This is a genomic window from Marinobacter flavimaris, assembly GCF_002933295.1.
In the GTDB taxonomy this organism is placed as follows: Bacteria; Pseudomonadota; Gammaproteobacteria; order Pseudomonadales; family Oleiphilaceae; genus Marinobacter; species Marinobacter flavimaris.
Genome location: NZ_PSSW01000011.1, coordinates 56,748 through 73,627 on the forward strand (window position 1 = coordinate 56,748; position 16,880 = coordinate 73,627).

The 16,880-nt window shown below is 57.8% G+C and carries 14 protein-coding genes and 1 riboswitch; of the genes, 6 read left to right on the forward strand and 8 right to left on the reverse strand.

The window, feature by feature from the left end; genetic code table 11:
- The first annotated feature begins 30 nt into the window (after positions 1–30).
- Positions 31–1,077 carry a polysialyltransferase family glycosyltransferase gene (locus tag MDHKLMBL_RS17500; protein ID WP_092032926.1) on the forward strand — a complete coding sequence of 349 codons (1,047 nt, stop codon included), beginning with the start codon at positions 31–33 and terminating at the stop codon, positions 1,075–1,077.
- Here MDHKLMBL_RS17500 and MDHKLMBL_RS17505 read toward each other — a convergent pair.
- From MDHKLMBL_RS17505 to MDHKLMBL_RS17515, 3 genes are read right to left on the reverse strand one after another with little or no spacing between them, the layout of a single operon-like run.
- Positions 1,036–3,045: a glycosyltransferase gene (locus tag MDHKLMBL_RS17505; protein WP_104271643.1), complete on the reverse strand. Its 2,010-nt coding sequence runs from the start codon at positions 3,043–3,045 to the stop codon at positions 1,036–1,038. The genes MDHKLMBL_RS17500 and MDHKLMBL_RS17505 overlap by 42 nt on opposite strands.
- Positions 3,039–3,944: a lysophospholipid acyltransferase family protein gene (locus MDHKLMBL_RS17510; RefSeq protein ID WP_104271644.1), complete on the reverse strand. Its 906-nt coding sequence runs from the start codon at positions 3,942–3,944 to the stop codon at positions 3,039–3,041. Before MDHKLMBL_RS17510 ends, MDHKLMBL_RS17505 begins: the two co-directional genes overlap by 7 nt.
- Positions 3,941–5,362 carry a mannose-1-phosphate guanylyltransferase/mannose-6-phosphate isomerase gene (locus MDHKLMBL_RS17515; protein ID WP_104271647.1) on the reverse strand — a complete coding sequence of 474 codons (1,422 nt, stop codon included), beginning with the start codon at positions 5,360–5,362 and terminating at the stop codon, positions 3,941–3,943. Before MDHKLMBL_RS17515 ends, MDHKLMBL_RS17510 begins: the two co-directional genes overlap by 4 nt.
- A gap of 131 nt (positions 5,363–5,493) precedes the next feature.
- On the opposite strand from MDHKLMBL_RS17515, the gene MDHKLMBL_RS17520 reads away from it, so the two are divergent.
- Entirely contained in the window at positions 5,494–6,288 is a 795-nt protein-coding gene (locus MDHKLMBL_RS17520; RefSeq protein ID WP_008170849.1) for a glycosyltransferase family 2 protein, read from the forward strand.
- Between the two features lie 23 nt (positions 6,289–6,311).
- On the opposite strand, the gene MDHKLMBL_RS17525 is transcribed toward MDHKLMBL_RS17520, so the two are convergent.
- Genes MDHKLMBL_RS17525 through lpxL form a run of 4 tightly spaced genes read right to left on the reverse strand, consistent with a single transcriptional unit; the run spans position 6,312 to position 10,466 of the window.
- On the reverse strand, positions 6,312–7,367 hold the full coding sequence (locus tag MDHKLMBL_RS17525; RefSeq protein WP_008170847.1) for a glycosyltransferase: 1,056 nt from the start codon (positions 7,365–7,367) through the stop codon (positions 6,312–6,314).
- On the reverse strand, positions 7,364–8,479 hold the full coding sequence (locus tag MDHKLMBL_RS17530; RefSeq protein WP_053114344.1) for a glycosyltransferase family 4 protein: 1,116 nt from the start codon (positions 8,477–8,479) through the stop codon (positions 7,364–7,366). The genes MDHKLMBL_RS17525 and MDHKLMBL_RS17530 overlap by 4 nt, the downstream gene beginning before the upstream one ends.
- Entirely contained in the window at positions 8,476–9,471 is a 996-nt protein-coding gene (locus MDHKLMBL_RS17535; protein ID WP_053114346.1) for a mitochondrial fission ELM1 family protein, read from the reverse strand. The genes MDHKLMBL_RS17530 and MDHKLMBL_RS17535 overlap by 4 nt, the downstream gene beginning before the upstream one ends.
- A 47-nt stretch (positions 9,472–9,518) precedes the next feature.
- Complete coding sequence (gene lpxL / locus MDHKLMBL_RS17540; protein ID WP_075267653.1) at positions 9,519–10,466, reverse strand: LpxL/LpxP family Kdo(2)-lipid IV(A) lauroyl/palmitoleoyl acyltransferase; 948 nt, start codon at positions 10,464–10,466, stop codon at positions 9,519–9,521.
- 121 nt (positions 10,467–10,587) lie between these two features.
- Here lpxL and waaA point away from each other — a divergent pair, with 121 nt between their 5' ends.
- Positions 10,588–11,841 (forward strand): lipid IV(A) 3-deoxy-D-manno-octulosonic acid transferase, encoded by a 1,254-nt coding sequence (gene waaA, locus MDHKLMBL_RS17545; protein WP_008170840.1) that lies wholly within the window; start codon positions 10,588–10,590, stop codon positions 11,839–11,841.
- A gap of 48 nt (positions 11,842–11,889) precedes the next feature.
- Here waaA and MDHKLMBL_RS17550 read toward each other — a convergent pair whose 3' ends face one another.
- Positions 11,890–13,293, reverse strand: a complete 1,404-nt coding sequence (locus MDHKLMBL_RS17550; RefSeq protein ID WP_104271649.1) for a TolC family outer membrane protein — start codon at positions 13,291–13,293, stop codon at positions 11,890–11,892.
- A gap of 175 nt (positions 13,294–13,468) precedes the next feature.
- Positions 13,469–13,582, forward strand: a riboswitch (TPP riboswitch).
- 77 nt (positions 13,583–13,659) lie between these two features.
- Between MDHKLMBL_RS17550 and thiC the strand changes: the two genes are divergently transcribed.
- From thiC to MDHKLMBL_RS17565, 3 genes are all read left to right on the forward strand, one after another.
- Positions 13,660–15,537 carry a phosphomethylpyrimidine synthase ThiC gene (gene thiC, locus MDHKLMBL_RS17555; RefSeq protein ID WP_053114352.1) on the forward strand — a complete coding sequence of 626 codons (1,878 nt, stop codon included), beginning with the start codon at positions 13,660–13,662 and terminating at the stop codon, positions 15,535–15,537.
- 61 nt (positions 15,538–15,598) lie between these two features.
- Positions 15,599–16,213, forward strand: a complete 615-nt coding sequence (locus MDHKLMBL_RS17560) for an NUDIX domain-containing protein (protein WP_104271654.1) — start codon at positions 15,599–15,601, stop codon at positions 16,211–16,213.
- Between the two features lie 2 nt (positions 16,214–16,215).
- Entirely contained in the window at positions 16,216–16,701 is a 486-nt protein-coding gene (locus MDHKLMBL_RS17565; protein WP_008170830.1) for a DUF1249 domain-containing protein, read from the forward strand.
- Positions 16,702–16,880 lie beyond the last annotated feature (179 nt).

Genomic DNA, 16,880 nt, shown 5'->3' on the forward strand with positions numbered 1-16,880 from the left:
AGCGAAGATCCCGGCCAGGAAAGGAATGATTTGATCAGCGCCGCAAGCCCAATCAATGTCTTTGTTGCGAGTACGCCCCTGCAACTGATCAGTTGCTCCGAGGCTCGTTACCACTATGGCTGCGACTCCGAAAAAACACTTCTCATCATTGCTAGACCTGATAACCGCGAGACCGAGGGGCAAATGGCTTTCCTGGCCGAGGCGTTGGGCTGGCAGGGCATCGAAACCATTTATCTTAAAAAGAGTTCCTTTTACCTTCGTCTGGGGTCAGTTGCCAGGAGTCTCTCAAAGCGAACTATTGAGAGGTTGTTTATCGGAAACAAATCCAGCTGGATTCACGAAGTGTTTTATCGGGGGTTCGACAGCGAACAGCTGATTTTCGTGGATGACGGCTTGGCAACAGTAACCTATTACCATGCCATTCACGACGAGGGCATCGCCTCCCGGATTTCACCGGCCAAGAAGCGACTTTTGCGAACCATGGGGATCAGGATCCATCGTGTTGTTCCGGAGGTGATCGCATTCTTCTCCTTCTTTCCGTTACCGAACTCCGAGCTTGTCCAGGTGCGCGTTCACGATTTCCCGGTGTTTCGTAAAACTTTCAAAAAAACGCCCTGTGACAATAGCCAGATGCCCATGGTCGGGTTCCTTGGCCAACCCTTTGGTGGTGAGGATCGGCTTCAGCAATTGAAACTGCAAATCCAGCACGTGGTGGAGCGTCATCCTGATAGCCGCGTGGTGTACTTCATGCACCGAAAGGAAAGCCGGGAAGAGTTGGAGGCTTTGCTGGCAGAATTTCCGCTCGAGATACGGCAGGCCGGTCGTCCGATCGAGGTCGAAGTGGCTCTGTCCGGGGAAATCTATCTCGCTTTCTACAGCTTTGCTTCAACCGCTCTGTTTACCCTGAAAAAGATATTCCCGGAAATCCGGGTGTTCCAGATCGATGATGCCGCTCTGGGCGCCCGGCTCCCTTACTATGACGAATTAAGGCGTATGTTCGGGAGCGTCGGCGTGGAAACGACGCTCCTTCGGGGGTCACGACTTTTCAAAGCGGGCCGGCCGGTCCAGAGTCCATAACCCGGCATACTTGTTGAAAGTCACCTGTGCGTACGTCACAGCGGTAAGATAGCCCACAGCACCGTCCAGAAACCCGAACCGAATAAAGTACACCTGCACGAACGTCATCAGGCCCCGCAGGGTGGGGTAGATCATGGTGCGGGTCTTCTTGCCTTTGCGATGTTTCTCCAGTGAGCCAAGCCAGGCGTACTTGGCGCTTTTTTCCAGCGAGTGGCCGAAATCCCTGTGTGTATAGTGTGTCAGGCGGCCCCTCAGGGTTTTGATCTTGCGTCCGGACGGAATCAGTATCCGCTCGTGGACGAGGGCGTCCGAAAAGCTTACTCCCTCGCGACGGAACAGCCGGAGCGGGGCTCGGCCGCTGCGCCCGAAATCCAGGCGGCTGCCGTAGATTGTTACCGCCCAGGGGAGCTTGTAGGCGTCTGCATCGGGATCAGCCAGGTGATCATTGATTTCCCTTGCCAGCTCTGGTGTGACACGCTCATCGGCATCCAGTGACAGTACCCACTCACCGGTCGCTTTCTCAAGTGCGCGCTGCTTCTGGATGCCAAAACCCGGCCAGTCGGTGACTTCAACGACATCGGCCAGCTGTCTGGCCAGTTCGACAGTTCTGTCAGTACTGCCGCTATCCAGAACGATGATTTCGTCGGCGACCAGCCTCGCTGACTTCAGACAGTCGGTAATGTGGTCTTCTTCATTTTTGGTGATGATGGTCGCCGAAACCTTCCGCGCCCGGGCTCGAACATAGGACGCGCTCAACTCTGTGAACATAGCGGAGGCGATCGATGCAACTGCCAGAAGGTAGAAAGTTAGGAACAAAGTCCGATTGAAGGTGGCTTCTGTGAGGCCAAAGAAGAAGTAGCCAATAGAAATCATGCAACCGGCTGCCGCAAGGTGGGCCGTTGCTGCGTGGCGGCTGGACAGATTTCTGGCAAAGATGGCCAGTGGAATGAAAATGAGCAGGGCCCAGCTGAGAATGCCCGGAATGCCACTGGTTGCGGCGTTGTTCAGCAGATCGTTATGGGCATGCCCGGTGCAGCAGTCCAGGAAGTACTTCGGCAGATTGCCATCTGCAACTTCTGCTTCAATTTTATGGGTGTACCCGCCGAGGCCTGCGCCGGACCAAGGATTCTCTCTGAGCATATTCAAGGCCTGCCCCCATACTTCCAGGCGGATTTCCATGCCGGAGTCCAGCTGGCCATCATGGAGCAAGCCATTGAGTGAGGTGGACATGCGGTCGCTGGTGATAATCGCGCCGGCCACGATAAGTGGCACAACAATTAATCCGGCAACTCGAAGTTTTTTGCTGAGCAGCGGCACCAGCGCGACCAGAAGAAATGGCAGAGCAACCAGGTTGCTGCGGGTTTCAGACAGCATGGAGATCAGGGCCGCAGCCGTTCCACCCGTGAAAAACAATATCGCCAGGCCTACCCGTTTGTCCCGGATAAAAAACATGGCAGCAACGATCGTCAACATGCCGCCCAGGAGGGCGAGATTGCCAAAGCTGATAGGGTTGATTCCACCGCCAAAACGGGAATTCAAGACCTGACCAAGCGCGCCCTGGCGGGCAGCAATGGTCACCAGAAAAATCCCGATGACAGACACGGCCACCAGTCCGATGGCGGCGAAAGTCGTGCGGGCGCCAATCCGTGCATAGCTGATGGCAACAATCAGGGGCCAGAACAGGATGAACCGGGCGTGCGTGCCAAGGGTTTTTCCACCCTCGTAATCAAACCCTTCAAGGGCCCAGGACAGAAAACTCACCAGCACGAAGAACCAGAAGGAAAAGTGAAGCAGCCTGAGCTCTTTGGGTTTGTCCCAGCCGTCTTTATACAAAGATTTGCGGGCACTGAGCACCATTCCGGCAATCGCAAGCAAGAGAGTCGCGCCGGCCAGGATGCTTGAGGACAGGAGCGCGCCGCCGAGCCCGATGATCAGCAGCGCATGAAAGGCGAGTCTGGGGTTCAACATACTCGGTCCGGATTATAGGGGTTGATTTCGCCGGGCGGCCGATGGCGCATACGCTTGTATTCCCATTGATACTGCTCGGGGATTTCTCGCACGCATTGCTCAATCGCGTGATTCATGGCATTGGTCGCGGCAACAGGATCCTTGTCACCGAGGCCCGGGCCGGTCTCACGTACAACGATCCGGAACCCGGAAGCGTCGGGCAGGCGCTCGGCATAAGTAATCAGCACGTTGGCACCGGTGCGCTGAATCAGCTTGGATACCAGGGTCATGGTTTTCACTTCCATGCCGAAGAAAGGCGCAAAGGCGTTGCCCTTTCCGCGGGGCGACTGGTCCGGCAGGATTCCGGCAACCCCGCCTTCCCGAAGAATCGAGGCGAGCCTGGCCAGGCCGCGGCGGTCGCCCCGGACCAGCTCTGAGCCAAGTCGCCCGCGTACCTTGATCATGTAGTCCTCGAACTCGGGCATATTCGGCGGACTATAGAGCGCTGCCATTTTGTAGCGTGAGGAAAAGAACAGCCCGGCCAGTTCCCAGTTACCGAGGTGCGGCGCCAGGAGAATCAGGCCTTTGTCGCCGGCCATGGCCTTGTCGATAAGATCCAGGCCTTCGGTTTCCCGGATCAGGCCAAGGCATTTCTCCACCGGCCACTCCCACATCAGGGGCACCTCGAGCATGGTCATGCCGGTCTGGGCCAGGGATCTCTTTGACATAACCGCGCGTTCGGTGTCTGAAAGTACGGGGAGGCAAATGGACAGGTTAATGTCGGTTACCTGGCGAGATTTGGTGGGCAATCGCCATACCAGATAACCGACGAAACGACCTACCCTCTGGGCGCCGGCAAGGGATAGCCAGCCGGCAATCCTGAGCAGCCCGGCGATGATGAAATACTTGAGCTTGCTCATTTCCTACCGTACCGATCCTCGTAACGAACAATGTCGTCTTCACCCAGGTAAGAGCCGGACTGAACTTCGATCAGTTCCAGGTCGATGACGCCCGGATTCTCCAACGAGTGCACCTGACCAACCGGAATGTAGGTGGACTGGTTCTCGGTGACCAGGTAGGTTTTCTCGCCGTTGGTGACCCGGGCCGTGCCGCTTACCACGATCCAGTGCTCGGCGCGATGGTGATGCATCTGCACGGAGAGCTTGGCGCCGGGTTTCACAGTGATGCGTTTGACCTGATAGCGGGCACCGTTGTCGATGGAATCGTAGACGCCCCAGGGCCGGTAGACTTCCCGATGGTTCATGTGTTCGTGGCGGCCATCGGTTTTGATCCGTTCCACCACGGTTTTGACGTCCTGAACACTGTCTTTATGGGCGACCAGCAGGGCATCCTTGGTTTCGATAACCACCAGGTTGTCCACACCAACGGTGGCCACCAGCCGGCTATCGGCACGGATCAGCGTGTTGGCGGTGTTATGGGTAATCACGTCGCCGGTCAGGCTGTTGCCGTCCGCGTCCTTGTCACTGACTTCCCATAGCGCGGACCAGGAGCCAATATCGCTCCAGCCGGCATCCAGGGAAACCACGGCGGCCTTGTCGGTCTTCTCCATGACGGCGTAGTCCACTGAGTCCGACGGGCATTCGGCGAAGCGCTCGGCGTTGATTCGCGTGAAGTGCAGGTCATCGGCGGTGTCTGCGATGGCGGCACGGCACGCGGCCAGGATATCAGGGCGATGGGCTTCCAGTTCCTCGAGGTACTGACGGGCACCAAACAGGAACATTCCGCTGTTCCAGAGGTACTCGCCGGAATCGAGGTAACCATTGGCGGTCGCCTGGTCCGGCTTTTCGACAAACTTGTCCACCAGGTAGCTGTCAGGGCCCAGTTCGGTGCCTCGATGAATGTAGCCGTAGCCAGTTTCAGGATGGTTAGGGACAATGCCGAAGGTGACCAGCTTCCCTTCCCGCGCCAGCGGAATGGCTTTCTTCACCCCTTCCTGAAAGGCGGTGACGTCCTTGATCAGGTGGTCGGCTGCCAGCACCAGCATCAGGGGATCATCGGCACCGCTTTCTGCAGCCTCGGTCAGCTGCAGCGCTGCCAAGGCAATCGCCGGCGCCGTATTCCGGCCACAGGGCTCCAGAATGATCCGCGTATCCTCGTGGCCGGATTGCCGCATTTGTTCCGCAGCCAGGAACCGGTGTTCCTCGTTGCAGATCAGAAGAGGGTTTGCTGCGTCCATGCCCTCAAGCCGCGCAACGGTGGCCTGCAACATCGACAGGGGGCCGTTGGTCAGTTTCAGGAACTGCTTCGGATTCAGCTGGCGCGACATCGGCCAAAGGCGTGAGCCGGTACCGCCAGCCATAATGACGGGGTGAATCATCTGTACACTCCGGGCTTGAGTTAAAGAATTCCAAGAAAAACATCAAAATCAGGCGCGCCATCTTATCATAAGGCAACCATGATATTGTTTTGACCAGTCCGTAAACTGATTGCCCGATACCAGGAATTTTGATGAAGCTACCGTTATCCGTTTATTACATCACCCAGGATGAAGAACTGCGATTGCCGGAATCCCTCGCAAAGGTTTCCGGCTGGGTTGATGAGATTATCGTAGTCGATTCCGGAAGTATTGACCGAACCCGTGACATTGTTGAAGCGGCGGGTGCCCGTTTTGTTCATAACGACTGGCAGGGGTTTGCCTGCCAGAAAGCCTTTGCTGCAAGCCTTTGTCGTAATGACTGGGTGCTGGACCTGGATGCGGATGAGGTGCTATCGGACGAGCTTGTGGCCAACATCCAGGACCTGTTTTCAAAGCCGATTGACCCGGCCATTGCGGGATTCCGGATGCGCTGGGTGCTGTCCCAGCCGGATCCCCGGCATCCGTTCCGCCATGATAAATCGAAGAAGATCCTCAGGCTCTACAATCGTAACAAGGCAGTGATTGAGCCCGAAAAAGACAGCAACAATGACCGGCCGCAGGTGAAGGCTGGCCGGGTTGTGGATTTAAAGGGCGATGTGTTGCACCGCACGCTGATTTCTCTGGAGCAGATGGAGCGCAAGTACTGCCAGTTGTCGACGGAGCAGGCCCGCTTTATCGCCGCAAAGGGACGGCGAATTTCCAGCCCCCGCCTGTTTGCCGAGTTTCCCCTGAAGTTCCTGAAATATTACCTGCTGCACCGCCAGATCCTGAACGGTTGGTTTGGTCTAAGCGTTGCCATTACCGCAGCCAACAGGAACTTCATGCGCTTGGCCAAGGCTCGGGAGATGCAGATGCTATCCGAATTTGAGAGGGAAAATACCCGGTAGGTCTCTGCCGAATACAGCGGACATCAGGTGCCTCGTTGCTCGCCCATTGCCCTCAGGTACAGCGCTTCCGTTTGCTCCCCCATGGCGTTGATCGTGAGAGTTTTACGGGCAAAATCCATGGCGGGCTGCTCGCTCTGTTTCAGTGTTTCCAGATCAGAGAGCGCTCGTGTTATCAGTTCGGCAAGGTCCCGATCCCGATGCCCTGCGCTGAGAGACGATTCTGGAAGAATATCCCGCGGTCCGGACACCGGAGTGGAGACCACTGGGCAACCACTGAGAAGGGACTCCGCCAGTACATAGGGAAAGCCTTCCCGTTCGGAACTGATCACCGTCAATTCGGCCTTGTCATAGACGGGCGCCAGATCCTCCCTGAACCCTGCCAGAGTGACCGACTGTTCCAGTTTAGACTGACGGATGAACTTTTCCAGCTGTGACCGTTGGCTGCCCTCGCCGAAAATAGTGAGATGGCAGCGATGAGTGGAGTCGCCGAGCATGGCCCATGCTCGGATCAGCGCATCAAAACCTTTAACGGTTTCGAGTCGTCCCACGGCGATGACATTGGTGACTCCTGACGGTAGCTTCGGGCCGTCGTCAGTTTTAATTCCTTGGCCCTTGCAGTTCACGCCGTTATAGATCAAGTGTTTTCGGGGATGTCGCAGGGCTGCCAGAATTTGGGGGCTTACGGCAATGACCTCATCAAGTCGATCAAATGCCTTATGGTTGGACTTGGTGCCGTGCACCGTGCCGATTCGCACGCGGACAAGGTTTCCGGTTTTCGCCGCGAGTTGTGCAGCCTTGTTGCCTTGGGCGTGCAGAATATCAGGTGCTATTTCTCGAAGTCGCCGGCGGAGGGCCAGTTGGAGCCAGAGGTTCCGTCGCCCCAGTTGAACGGGCAGCGCATGAAAGTGGATGCCGGAATGAAATCTATCCCGGTAGTCTTTGTGAGCCACTACATGGACGCAATGCCCCCGTCTGGCCAGGTTGGCTGCCAGATCGGCGGTGTGTTTTTCCATGCCGCCCCAGGTTGTGCCGGGCGTGGCAATCAGAAGGGCGATCGTAAATCGGGGCGGTGAGGTCATGATCGACTTGCGGCATTCTGAAGCACCGTCTCGTAAACGGCCAGGCTCGCTTCTGTTTGTGCCTCCAGGCGGAACCGGTAGGGGATCTCAATGGCCGGAGGCCCGGCATCCAACATCCGGGAAACGGCCTTTGCGAACTCCTCCACGTTATCCGGCGCCACCAGGCCTTCCCGGAAGCACGCCTGCAGTGTTTCCGCCGCCCCGCCACGATTATAGGCCACGACCGGTGTTCCCGAAGCCAGGGCTTCGGTCACTGTCCGGCCAAAGGGTTCCGGTTTGGTGCTCATATGGCAGACCACATCGGCGAGCAGGTACAGCGTGGTCATGTCATTGCGCTGGCCGAGAAAGCTGACCTTGTCGGTCAGGTCCAGGCGTGCCCGCTCCTTTTCCAGTTCATCCAGGAAGTGCTCTTTGCCGGGCTCCGCGCCACCGACAATGATGCCATGGCAATCGGGCCGCTCGCGCACCAGCTTCGCCATCATGGCCAGGAAATCCAGTTGGCCTTTCCAGCGGGAAATCCGTCCGGGCATCATGATGATTTTCTTGCCGGCAAGCTGCGGATACTGACGGAACCAGCGGTCCAGCCATTGCTGGCTAAGTTCACGTTGGTGGAACGCATCCACATCGACACCACGCTGAATAACCGTCAGCTTCTCCGCCGGAACGGGGTAGTTGTTCATCACGTAGTCCCGCACACACTGGGACACAGCAATGATGTGATCGGCGCGGGTCATGATGGCGCTGTAGGGTGTTACCGAATACATGCCGTGGAATGTGGACACAACCGCCGGGCGTTCCCGTTTCGGGATGCTTTTCAGAGCCAGGAAGATAATCCAGGCGGGCATGCGCGAGCGGACATGAACGATGTCCGGCTTCAGTTCAAGAAGCAGTTTTCGCATCGGCAGGATTTGCCCGAAGGACGCCGGATTTTTCCGGTGAATCGGCATGAAAATATGCTTTGAACCCTGTCCCCGCAGTTGTTCCGCCATGGGTCCGCCCTTGGAGACGACAAAGGATTCGTGGCCGCGTTTGACGAGGTCTGCAGCGAACTCTACGGTACCTCTTTCTACACCGCCGCTGTACAGCGCTGGAAGTGCCTGAAGAATTCTCAAGGCTGGGCCCCCTTGGGCAGGCGTTGATTGGTTTTGTGGCTCTTTGGCAGTAACCCGTTTTCGATGACCCATAGGGCTGCGCGATTGGCTTCCCAGAGCGACTGGTTGTGGTCGGCCCTGCCGGCCATGACGCTGGCGTGATCCGTCCACTTGGCAACATAGCCGTCCCGGACCAGCCGTTCCACTCCGTCCACGACCCGGCTGCCGGGTCTCGCCGCCAACTCGAAAAGGCCCGTTGGCACTCCGGAGGTTGCCGCCTCGCAAACCATGGACATGCTGTCGGGAGTCACCCAGACCGCCCGTGAGGCGGAAAGTTGATGGCTTAGCCAATCCTCGTGGGTCTGCTGGGGGTGAACAACGGTGATCCGCACTCCGGCCATGTCGTCGAGGCGGTCCTGCAGGGGCTCCGGTGTTCGCCGTGAGGTGCTGATGGTCCAGCGCCAGTCAGGGTACTGACCGATCAGGTGGGATATCTGGCCCAGGACGACATCGTCGTCCCAGTCGAAGTGCGGCGAAGGCCCGCCTATGAGTAATAACGCTTCCCGTTTCTCGGTGATTCTGGCCAGGGGTGTGATGGTGTTCAGAACGCCTTCGGTTAACAGCACCCGCGGGCCTGGTTGGACGCGATCATGGGCTGGAATCAGGGCGCCGCTGACCAGAGACAGCGGAAACGCGGGCTTCATGATGACCAGCGTTCGGGTCCCGCGACGTTTTCGCAGCGCAAGCAGTAATCGATGCGTGCCGGACCCTGCCGCGACGACAAGATCGGGGCGAGGCAGTGACGCCTCCATACGTGGCGAAGAGGCCAGCAATGCCCGCCACAGAGGTACCTCTACGGTGGAGGCATCAACCCAGTAGGTGCTTGCTCCCGCCAGGACGCGAAGCCGGTTGCCAAGCCCCTTCAGTTGATTCCGGTGACCCGGCTTGTTGTCGGTCAGAAGCCACACCACCGGAGTGGATGCATCCTGCGTTCTGGGCTCGGGTTTGGCCATGGTGTTCCGGCATGTATTGCCGGCCTCCGTGTTGCCTGAGTTCGTTATTACCGGCGTTTGTAGAATCCCGGATCGTTCTCATCAGGGCGGGTCTTGAAGCGCCGGTGCATCCACAGATATTGATCCGGGGCGCGCCGCACTTCTCGCTCGATAGTCTGGTTGATCAATGTTGCATCCTGAAGATCGTCCCCGCTGGGAAAGCTCTCAAGGGCAGGATGGAAGTAGATGTCGTAACCCGGACCATCGTCACGTCGGAAATGACTGAACGGGACGACCTTGCAGCCGCTGCGCTCCGCGATCCTGGACGTAGCGGTAATCGTGCCCGCCGGTATTCCGAAGAAGGGCGCAAAGACAATATCCTTGCGGCCGTAATCCTGATCGGTGGCATACCAGACGGCCCGGTTTTTCTTAAGGCTGCGAAACAGGCCCCGGAGGTCCTTGGCGCCGAGCACGTTGCCATACCGGCGTTCACGGGCTCTCGTCATCACGGCGTTCATCAAAGGGTTGTTATGGTCCCGCTGCATCACGTCTGCTTCAATGAACTCGGTCACCAGGCTCCCGCCCAGATCCAGAGTGCTGTAATGGCCTCCCAGTAATAAAACGCCTTTGCCCTGCGCCAGAGCATGCTCGAAATGCTCAAGGCCATGGACCTGTGTGATGCCTGTCAGTTTGGCTGGATCGCGGAACCAGGCGATGCCAATTTCCAGCAAGCCAATACCATTGGCAATAAACGCTTTCCGAACCAGCGCAGATTGCTGAGCGGCCGTGAGTTCCGGGAAGCACAGCCGAATGTTCACCTCGGCGATGTGCCGACGTTCCCGGGCAAGGCGGAACGCCAGCAGTCCCGCCAGTTTGCCCAGCCACCACTGAACGCGTATTGGCAGCCGGGACACACACCACATCAAAAAGACTCCCAGCCAGGTGGGCCACCATCGGGGATGGCGGTAGGCCGAGTAATCCGTGTTTCGCGGTATTTTGCGGTATTTCGTTTTCACGTAAAGCCGGTCCTGCAAAGTCTGAATCGATTGATGGTGGCACAATGGCCCGAGCCATCAATCGGAAGCAAATCAATAGGTTTTGCGCTATGATAGCGCACTGTTTTGCCCGGAGTCCTGTGTGCTGCAATTTATCTATTCCCAGCTTATTAGGCTGATTCTGCCGTTCATTCTGCTGCGCCTGTGGTGGAACGGACGTCGAGCTCCGGAACTCAGGCGCAACTGGTACCAGCGCTTGGGCATTGTGCCCCGGGCTAGCGGCACGGTTGTGTGGGTTCATGCTGTCTCGGTGGGTGAAACCATAGCGGCAGCGCCCATGGTTCGACGATTGCTGGCCCGGAACCCGGGTATCACCATCCTGATGACAGCCATGACCGACACCGGCCTGGCCCAGGCACGCAAGATGTTTGGTGATCAGGTGCAGTACGCCTACGCACCCTATGATACGCCGGGCGCCATCCGGCGTTTCCTGGATCGCGCCAGCCCGCGAATACTGGTCATCATGGAAACCGAAATCTGGCCGAACATGATTCGTCAGTGCCGGGCTCGCCGGGTTCCGGTGTTTTTGATCAACGCCCGCCTGTCAGAACGATCCGCCCGGGGCTATGAGCGTATTCGCGGCCTCGCAGCCCCAATCATGCGCAGTATCAGTTGGGTGGCGGCCCAGGCAGAGAAAGACGCCGAGAGGTTTCGGCGAATTGGCGTTGCGCCTGAGAAAGTGGCCGTAACGGGTAGTGTCAAATTTGACGTTGATATCCCTGAAGATGTGCGAGCTGCGGCTATGGCGCTCCGACAGGAGCTGGCGGGGCGGCCAGTCTGGATTGCCGGCAGCACCCACGGCAGCGAAAACGATCAACTGCTGGCGGCTCATGGAAAAGTTTTGGCAGAACATCCAGGCGCTCTGCTGATCCTGGTTCCGAGACACCCCGACCGCTTTGAGCCTGTGGCAGAAAAAGCGGTCAAGGAGGGGCTGACTCTGGCCCGTCGCTCCCTTGGAGAGGGCCCTGCCCAGGCCCAGGTGTATCTCGGAGATACCATGGGGGAGCTGATGATGCTTTACGGCGCCAGTGACCTGGCCTTTGTAGGCGGCTCACTGATCGAGCGCGGCGGCCACAACCCCCTCGAACCCGCCGGATGGGGTATTCCGGTGTTTTCAGGCCCGCATATCTTTAATTTCGAAACTATATACCAGAGCCTGCTGAATGACCGGGGCGTTAAACTGGTTACCGATGCAGATGATCTGGCCGCTCACGTGTCGTCTCTTTTTAGTGACGGTCAGGAACGTGAAGCGATTGGTCAGCGAGCCCTGGAAGTGGTGAACAAGAACCGCGGGGCGTTAGACAAGGTGGTTGATGGGATTATTGAGCGGGTGTGATACATCCGCCCAAAAGATGCGGGCGAGCCTTCGGGCCCGCCCTGGTGGTTACTGGGTAGGATCGTCCAAGGTTTTCTTCTCGTTGGCCAGCGCCTCGATGCCGGGTGCAGCGGCGCTCAGCCAGTTGTTCAGGTCGATCAGGTCCCGAGGGGTCAGGGTTCCGGCGGCCTGTTTGAGCTGAAGCGAGTTGATCAGGTAATCATAGCGGGCGTTGGCGTAATCTCTCAGGGCTACGTAGTAGGCCCGTTCCGCATCCAGTACTTCCACAATATTGCGCGTTCCAACCTCATAGCCGGCGCGGGTGGCGTCGAGGGCGCTGCGGCGAGAGATGATGGTCTGTTCCAGGGCGGAAGCGGTCTCTATATTGTTGTTGACCGTCAGGAACAGGCTCCGGGTATTCACCCGTACGTCCCGGCGCACCGTATTCAGGTCCTGTTCGGCGGCGGTGAGCAGCGAGCGCTGTTCCCGGACGCCGGCCTGGGTGCCGCCGCCCGTGTAGAACGGGATGGTCAGTGACAGTGAGACAATCGATTGGTTGCCTTCTTGCTGAGTAAAAAGGGCGTTCTCCAGACTGGATTCCTGGTAGGAGGCGCTCAGCTCAAGAGTTGGTAAATGATCAGACTTTGCCGCTTTCAGGCTGGCTTCGCTGGCACTGAACTGTCTCTGGGCCGCCTGAATGGACCAGTTCTGCTCCACGGCGGTTGTTTCCCAGGAAGTTGGATCCATAGGCTCCGGGCGCCCGAGCGGAAAATTCTGCCTGAGATTTTCCATGGCGTCCGGATATTCTCCGGTTAACCGGGCCAGTTGTTCTTTGGCCACATTGAGGTCGTTGTCGGCGGCGATGCGCTGGCTTCTGGCATCGTCGTAGCTGGCACGCGCCTCATAGACTTCGGTGATGGCAATGAGCCCCACGTCAAACCGTTCCTGGGCCTGTTCGTACTGGCGCTGGATGGCCGTTTCAGTTGCTTTGGCGGTTGTGACGGTGTCTTTGGCGCGCAAGACATCGAAGTAGGCGGTTGCTACATCAAGAATCAGCTGTTGCTGGGCCAGGTTGTACTGGGCCTCGGCCGCCTCGGTCTGGAACTGGCTGGCCTCATAGCTGAACCAGTCTTGAGCCCGGAACAGTGGCTGAGTCAGTTCGATTCCGTAGCGGTAGGTGCGATAACTGTCTCCCGAGAAGAGTTGCCGCGTCAGTTCATCGGCGTTTGCCCCCCCGGGTATATTCCTGGGCTCGAAACTTGTGTAGCTTGCTGACCCAACCGCCGAGATTTTGGGCAGCAGGGCGCTCTTGCTGACATCGCTGGTTGCCTGCTGTGCCTGGAACTGCGCCAGGGACGAGGCAATGCCGGAGTCATAGGACAGTGCCTTTTCATAGGTTTCCATCAGATCCAGAGAGAACGCAGGCTGGGCTGCGAGCAGGCTGATCAATCCTGGAAGTAAACGCTTATTCATTGCTTCTCCTGACAAACTATCTCCGGGTATCCCTGATCTGGATAGGGGGTTCGGAAGGCATGTATTCAAGGTATGGGCCGGTGCCGACGGTGACCCAAAGGTATTGGTTGCTCATTATGGACAATAAACGCCTCCGCCTCTACACTTGCAGAGTTCACTCATTTTGTGAGCAGTTCGCGTCTTGACGGGGTGCTGATACACCGAAAACCGGTGGTTGGCTGAGATTGCAGTGCGGAACCCGCAACCTGATCCGGATAATGCCGGCGTAGGGATTAAGACCATTCAAAACGTGCTGGTTCCAGCCTCTTCCGTACCGGAAGGCCCGTCATACGCGACCCGACAACCCTCCAATACCGGGAGCAGACCATGACGGACTTGCCAGCCTATCTCAGTGAATCCGCAGCGGCGGATTCCGCCGCCATCAAACCATTATCAGGCTCACGAAAAGTATACGTGCAGGGTAGCCGATCCGATCTGCGGGTACCTATGCGGGAAATTACCGTGCAGGACACGCCCACGGAGATGGGCGGCGAGCCGAACCCTCCGGTGGTTGTGTACGATACGTCCGGCCCGTACACAGATCCTGAAGCTGCTATTGATCTTCGTAAAGGTCTCAAACAAGTCCGCGCCGCCTGGATCGCCGAACGCGGTGATGTGGAGCAGCTTCCGGACTACTCTTCCGGGTTCACCCGCCGCCGCATGAAAGACCCCCAGCTTGACCCGCTGAGGTTCATGGACGAGCGAAAACCGCTACGGGCCAAACCTGGCCAAAACGTTTCCCAGATGCACTACGCCCGGCAGGGTATCGTGACCCCGGAGATGGAGTACATCGCCATCCGTGAAAACATGAAGCTGCAGGAGGCCCGGGAACAGGGTCTGCTGAAAGACCAGCATCCCGGACAGTCCTTCGGTGCGGGCCTGCCGGACCAGATTACCCCCGAATTCGTCCGGGACGAAGTGGCTCGCGGCCGCGCCATTATCCCCGCGAACATCAATCACCCGGAATCCGAGCCGATGATCATTGGCCGTAACTTTCTGGTGAAGATTAACGGCAACATTGGCAACTCAGCGGTCAGCTCCTCCATTGAGGAAGAAGTCGAGAAACTGACCTGGGGCATCCGCTGGGGCGCCGATACCATCATGGACCTGTCTACCGGCAAGAACATTCACGAGACCCGGGAATGGATCATCCGCAACTCCCCGGTACCCATCGGCACCGTGCCGATTTACCAGGCCCTGGAAAAAGTCGGCGGCGTGGCCGAGGACCTGACCTGGGAAATCTTCCGGGATACCCTGATCGAACAGGCCGAGCAGGGCGTGGATTACTTCACCATCCATGCGGGCGTCCGCCTGCACCATGTGCCTATGACTGCCAAGCGCACCACAGGCATCGTCTCCCGGGGTGGTTCGATCATGGCCAAATGGTGCCTGGCTCACCACAAGGAAAGCTTCCTGTACGAGCACTTCGAAGACATCTGCGAAATCATGAAAGCCTACGATGTCTCTTTCAGCCTTGGCGACGGCCTGCGCCCCGGCTCCATCGCCGACGCCAACGACGCAGCCCAGTTCGGCGAACTGGAAACCCTCGGTGAGCTCACCAAGATCGCCTGGAAACACGATGTGCAGTGCATGATTGAAGGCCCCGGCCATGTGCCCATGCATCTGGTGAAAGAGAATATGGACAAGCAGCTCGAATGTTGCGACGAAGCGCCGTTCTACACCCTGGGCCCGCTGATTACCGATATTGCGCCGGGCTACGATCACATCACGTCCGGTATTGGTGCCGCCATGATCGGCTGGTATGGCTGCGCCATGCTTTGCTACGTCACACCCAAGGAACACCTGGGGCTGCCCAACAAGGACGATGTGAAAACCGGCATCATCACTTACAAGATCGCCGCCCACGCCGCGGACCTGGCGAAGGGGCACCCGGGTGCCCAGATTCGCGATAATGCGCTCTCCAAGGCCCGTTTCGAATTCCGTTGGGAAGACCAGTTCAACCTCGGTCTGGACCCGGATACGGCTCGCGCCTACCACGATGAGACCCTGCCGAAGGAATCCGCCAAGGTGGCGCATTTCTGTTCCATGTGCGGACCGAAGTTCTGCTCCATGCAGATTTCCCAGGAAGTTCGGGATTATGCGAAGGAGCACGGCCTGGATGAGGTGTCGGCAGTGGATGCCGGCATGCAGGAGAAATCCCGCGAGTTCGTGGAGTCCGGGAGTAAGCTTTACGACAAGGTTTGAACTTGAAGTAATACCCAACTAAAGGCTATCGTTCCAAGTCGATTCAACGACCGGACAAAAAATGGCCAAACCGTTCCAGTTCAACGCCGACGACGTCAACGTCGAAAAACGTGAAACCGTCTTCCAGGGCTTCTTCCGCATGGATAAGCTCTGGTTGACCCATCCGCGTTTTGACGGCCGGGACATGCCGGTGTTTACCCGAGAACTCTTCATTCGTGGCGATGCCACCTGTGTACTTCCCTACGACCCGGAACGGGACGAGGTAGTCCTTCTTGAGCAGTTCCGTCTTGGTGCCCTGGGTCGTGATCAGTCGCCGTGGCTGCTGGAGCTGGTGGCTGGTATGAACGAAGACGGCGAGAGCCCTGAAGAAGTCGCTCAACGCGAGGGCCAGGAAGAGGCCGGACTTACCTTTGAGCCGCTGGAAAAAATCTGCGATTACCTGGTGTCACCCGGCGGCAGCACGGAAATGATTCACCTTTATTGCGGGTGTGTCAGCACCGCGGATGCCGGTGGTCTGTATGGTATGGAACATGAACATGAGGATATCCGTGCCCATGTGGTGTCATCCGACGATGCCATAGCGATGATCCACGATGGCCGTATCAACAACGCTGCCGCCATTATTGCCCTTCAGTGGCTCGAGCTGAATCGGGCCCGCTTGAGAAAAGGGTGGTAGTAATGGGTGAGTGGACCATGAAACCCAGGCGGTATGTTCCGGATCTCAGACAGCTCGGCGCCTTGTGTGACGGAAACTATCAGCGGCTCCGTAAGCTGAGGCAGCTGGAGGTGGACGGCAAGCCCGTGTGCGAGTTCGAGCTGCATCGGGAGAACCACTACCTGGGGCGAGTCCGGATTCAGGTGCTCCAGACAGCAAAGTTCACCGAAACCCTGTTGCTTGAGCAGGTCCATAATTCCGGTCGTTGGTTAAACAACCCTCAAATGACCGTACGGGTCTACCACGACGCCAGCATGGCGGAAGTGATCAGCTGCTACCGTGATCGCCAGATTGCTCCCGTCAACGATTACCCCAATCGCTTCATGCACCATCCGGATGAAAAGGTCCAGGTCAACGGCTTCCTCGCCGATTGGCTGGATTACTGTCTCAGGTTTGGTCACCTGCCCATGGAACATGCAGCCTGGTCTGCCGGCGAAGGCGTCGACTGAGGCGGTTCGATACACGCTTATCCTGTACTAAAGTGGTGTGGCTATGGCGCACCGATGTGCCATAGTTGTCAAAAATTGCAATATATCGTCTAAGCCTTGCCAGAATGTGACCCGGGTTCGATTCGAAAGTGATAAATCTGTGAATCGGCGTCGTACACTTGTTATCAGACCACGTATTG

Bases quoted from the DNA above. Each gene is read 5' to 3' on its own strand.
- MDHKLMBL_RS17505 (WP_104271643.1), bottom strand. From the start codon at position 3,045: ATGTTGAACCCCAGACTCGCCTTTCATGCGCTGCTGATCATCGGGCTC.
- MDHKLMBL_RS17510 (WP_104271644.1), bottom strand. From the start codon at position 3,944: ATGAGCAAGCTCAAGTATTTCATCATCGCCGGGCTGCTCAGGATTGCC.
- MDHKLMBL_RS17515 (WP_104271647.1), bottom strand. From the start codon at position 5,362: ATGATTCACCCCGTCATTATGGCTGGCGGTACCGGCTCACGCCTTTGG.
- MDHKLMBL_RS17520 (WP_008170849.1), top strand. From the start codon at position 5,494: ATGAAGCTACCGTTATCCGTTTATTACATCACCCAGGATGAAGAACTG.
- MDHKLMBL_RS17525 (WP_008170847.1), bottom strand. From the start codon at position 7,367: ATGACCTCACCGCCCCGATTTACGATCGCCCTTCTGATTGCCACGCCC.
- MDHKLMBL_RS17535 (WP_053114346.1), bottom strand. From the start codon at position 9,471: ATGGCCAAACCCGAGCCCAGAACGCAGGATGCATCCACTCCGGTGGTG.
- MDHKLMBL_RS17550 (WP_104271649.1), bottom strand. From the start codon at position 13,293: ATGAATAAGCGTTTACTTCCAGGATTGATCAGCCTGCTCGCAGCCCAG.
- thiC (WP_053114352.1), top strand. From the start codon at position 13,660: ATGACGGACTTGCCAGCCTATCTCAGTGAATCCGCAGCGGCGGATTCC.
- MDHKLMBL_RS17560 (WP_104271654.1), top strand. From the start codon at position 15,599: ATGGCCAAACCGTTCCAGTTCAACGCCGACGACGTCAACGTCGAAAAA.
- MDHKLMBL_RS17565 (WP_008170830.1), top strand. From the start codon at position 16,216: ATGGGTGAGTGGACCATGAAACCCAGGCGGTATGTTCCGGATCTCAGA.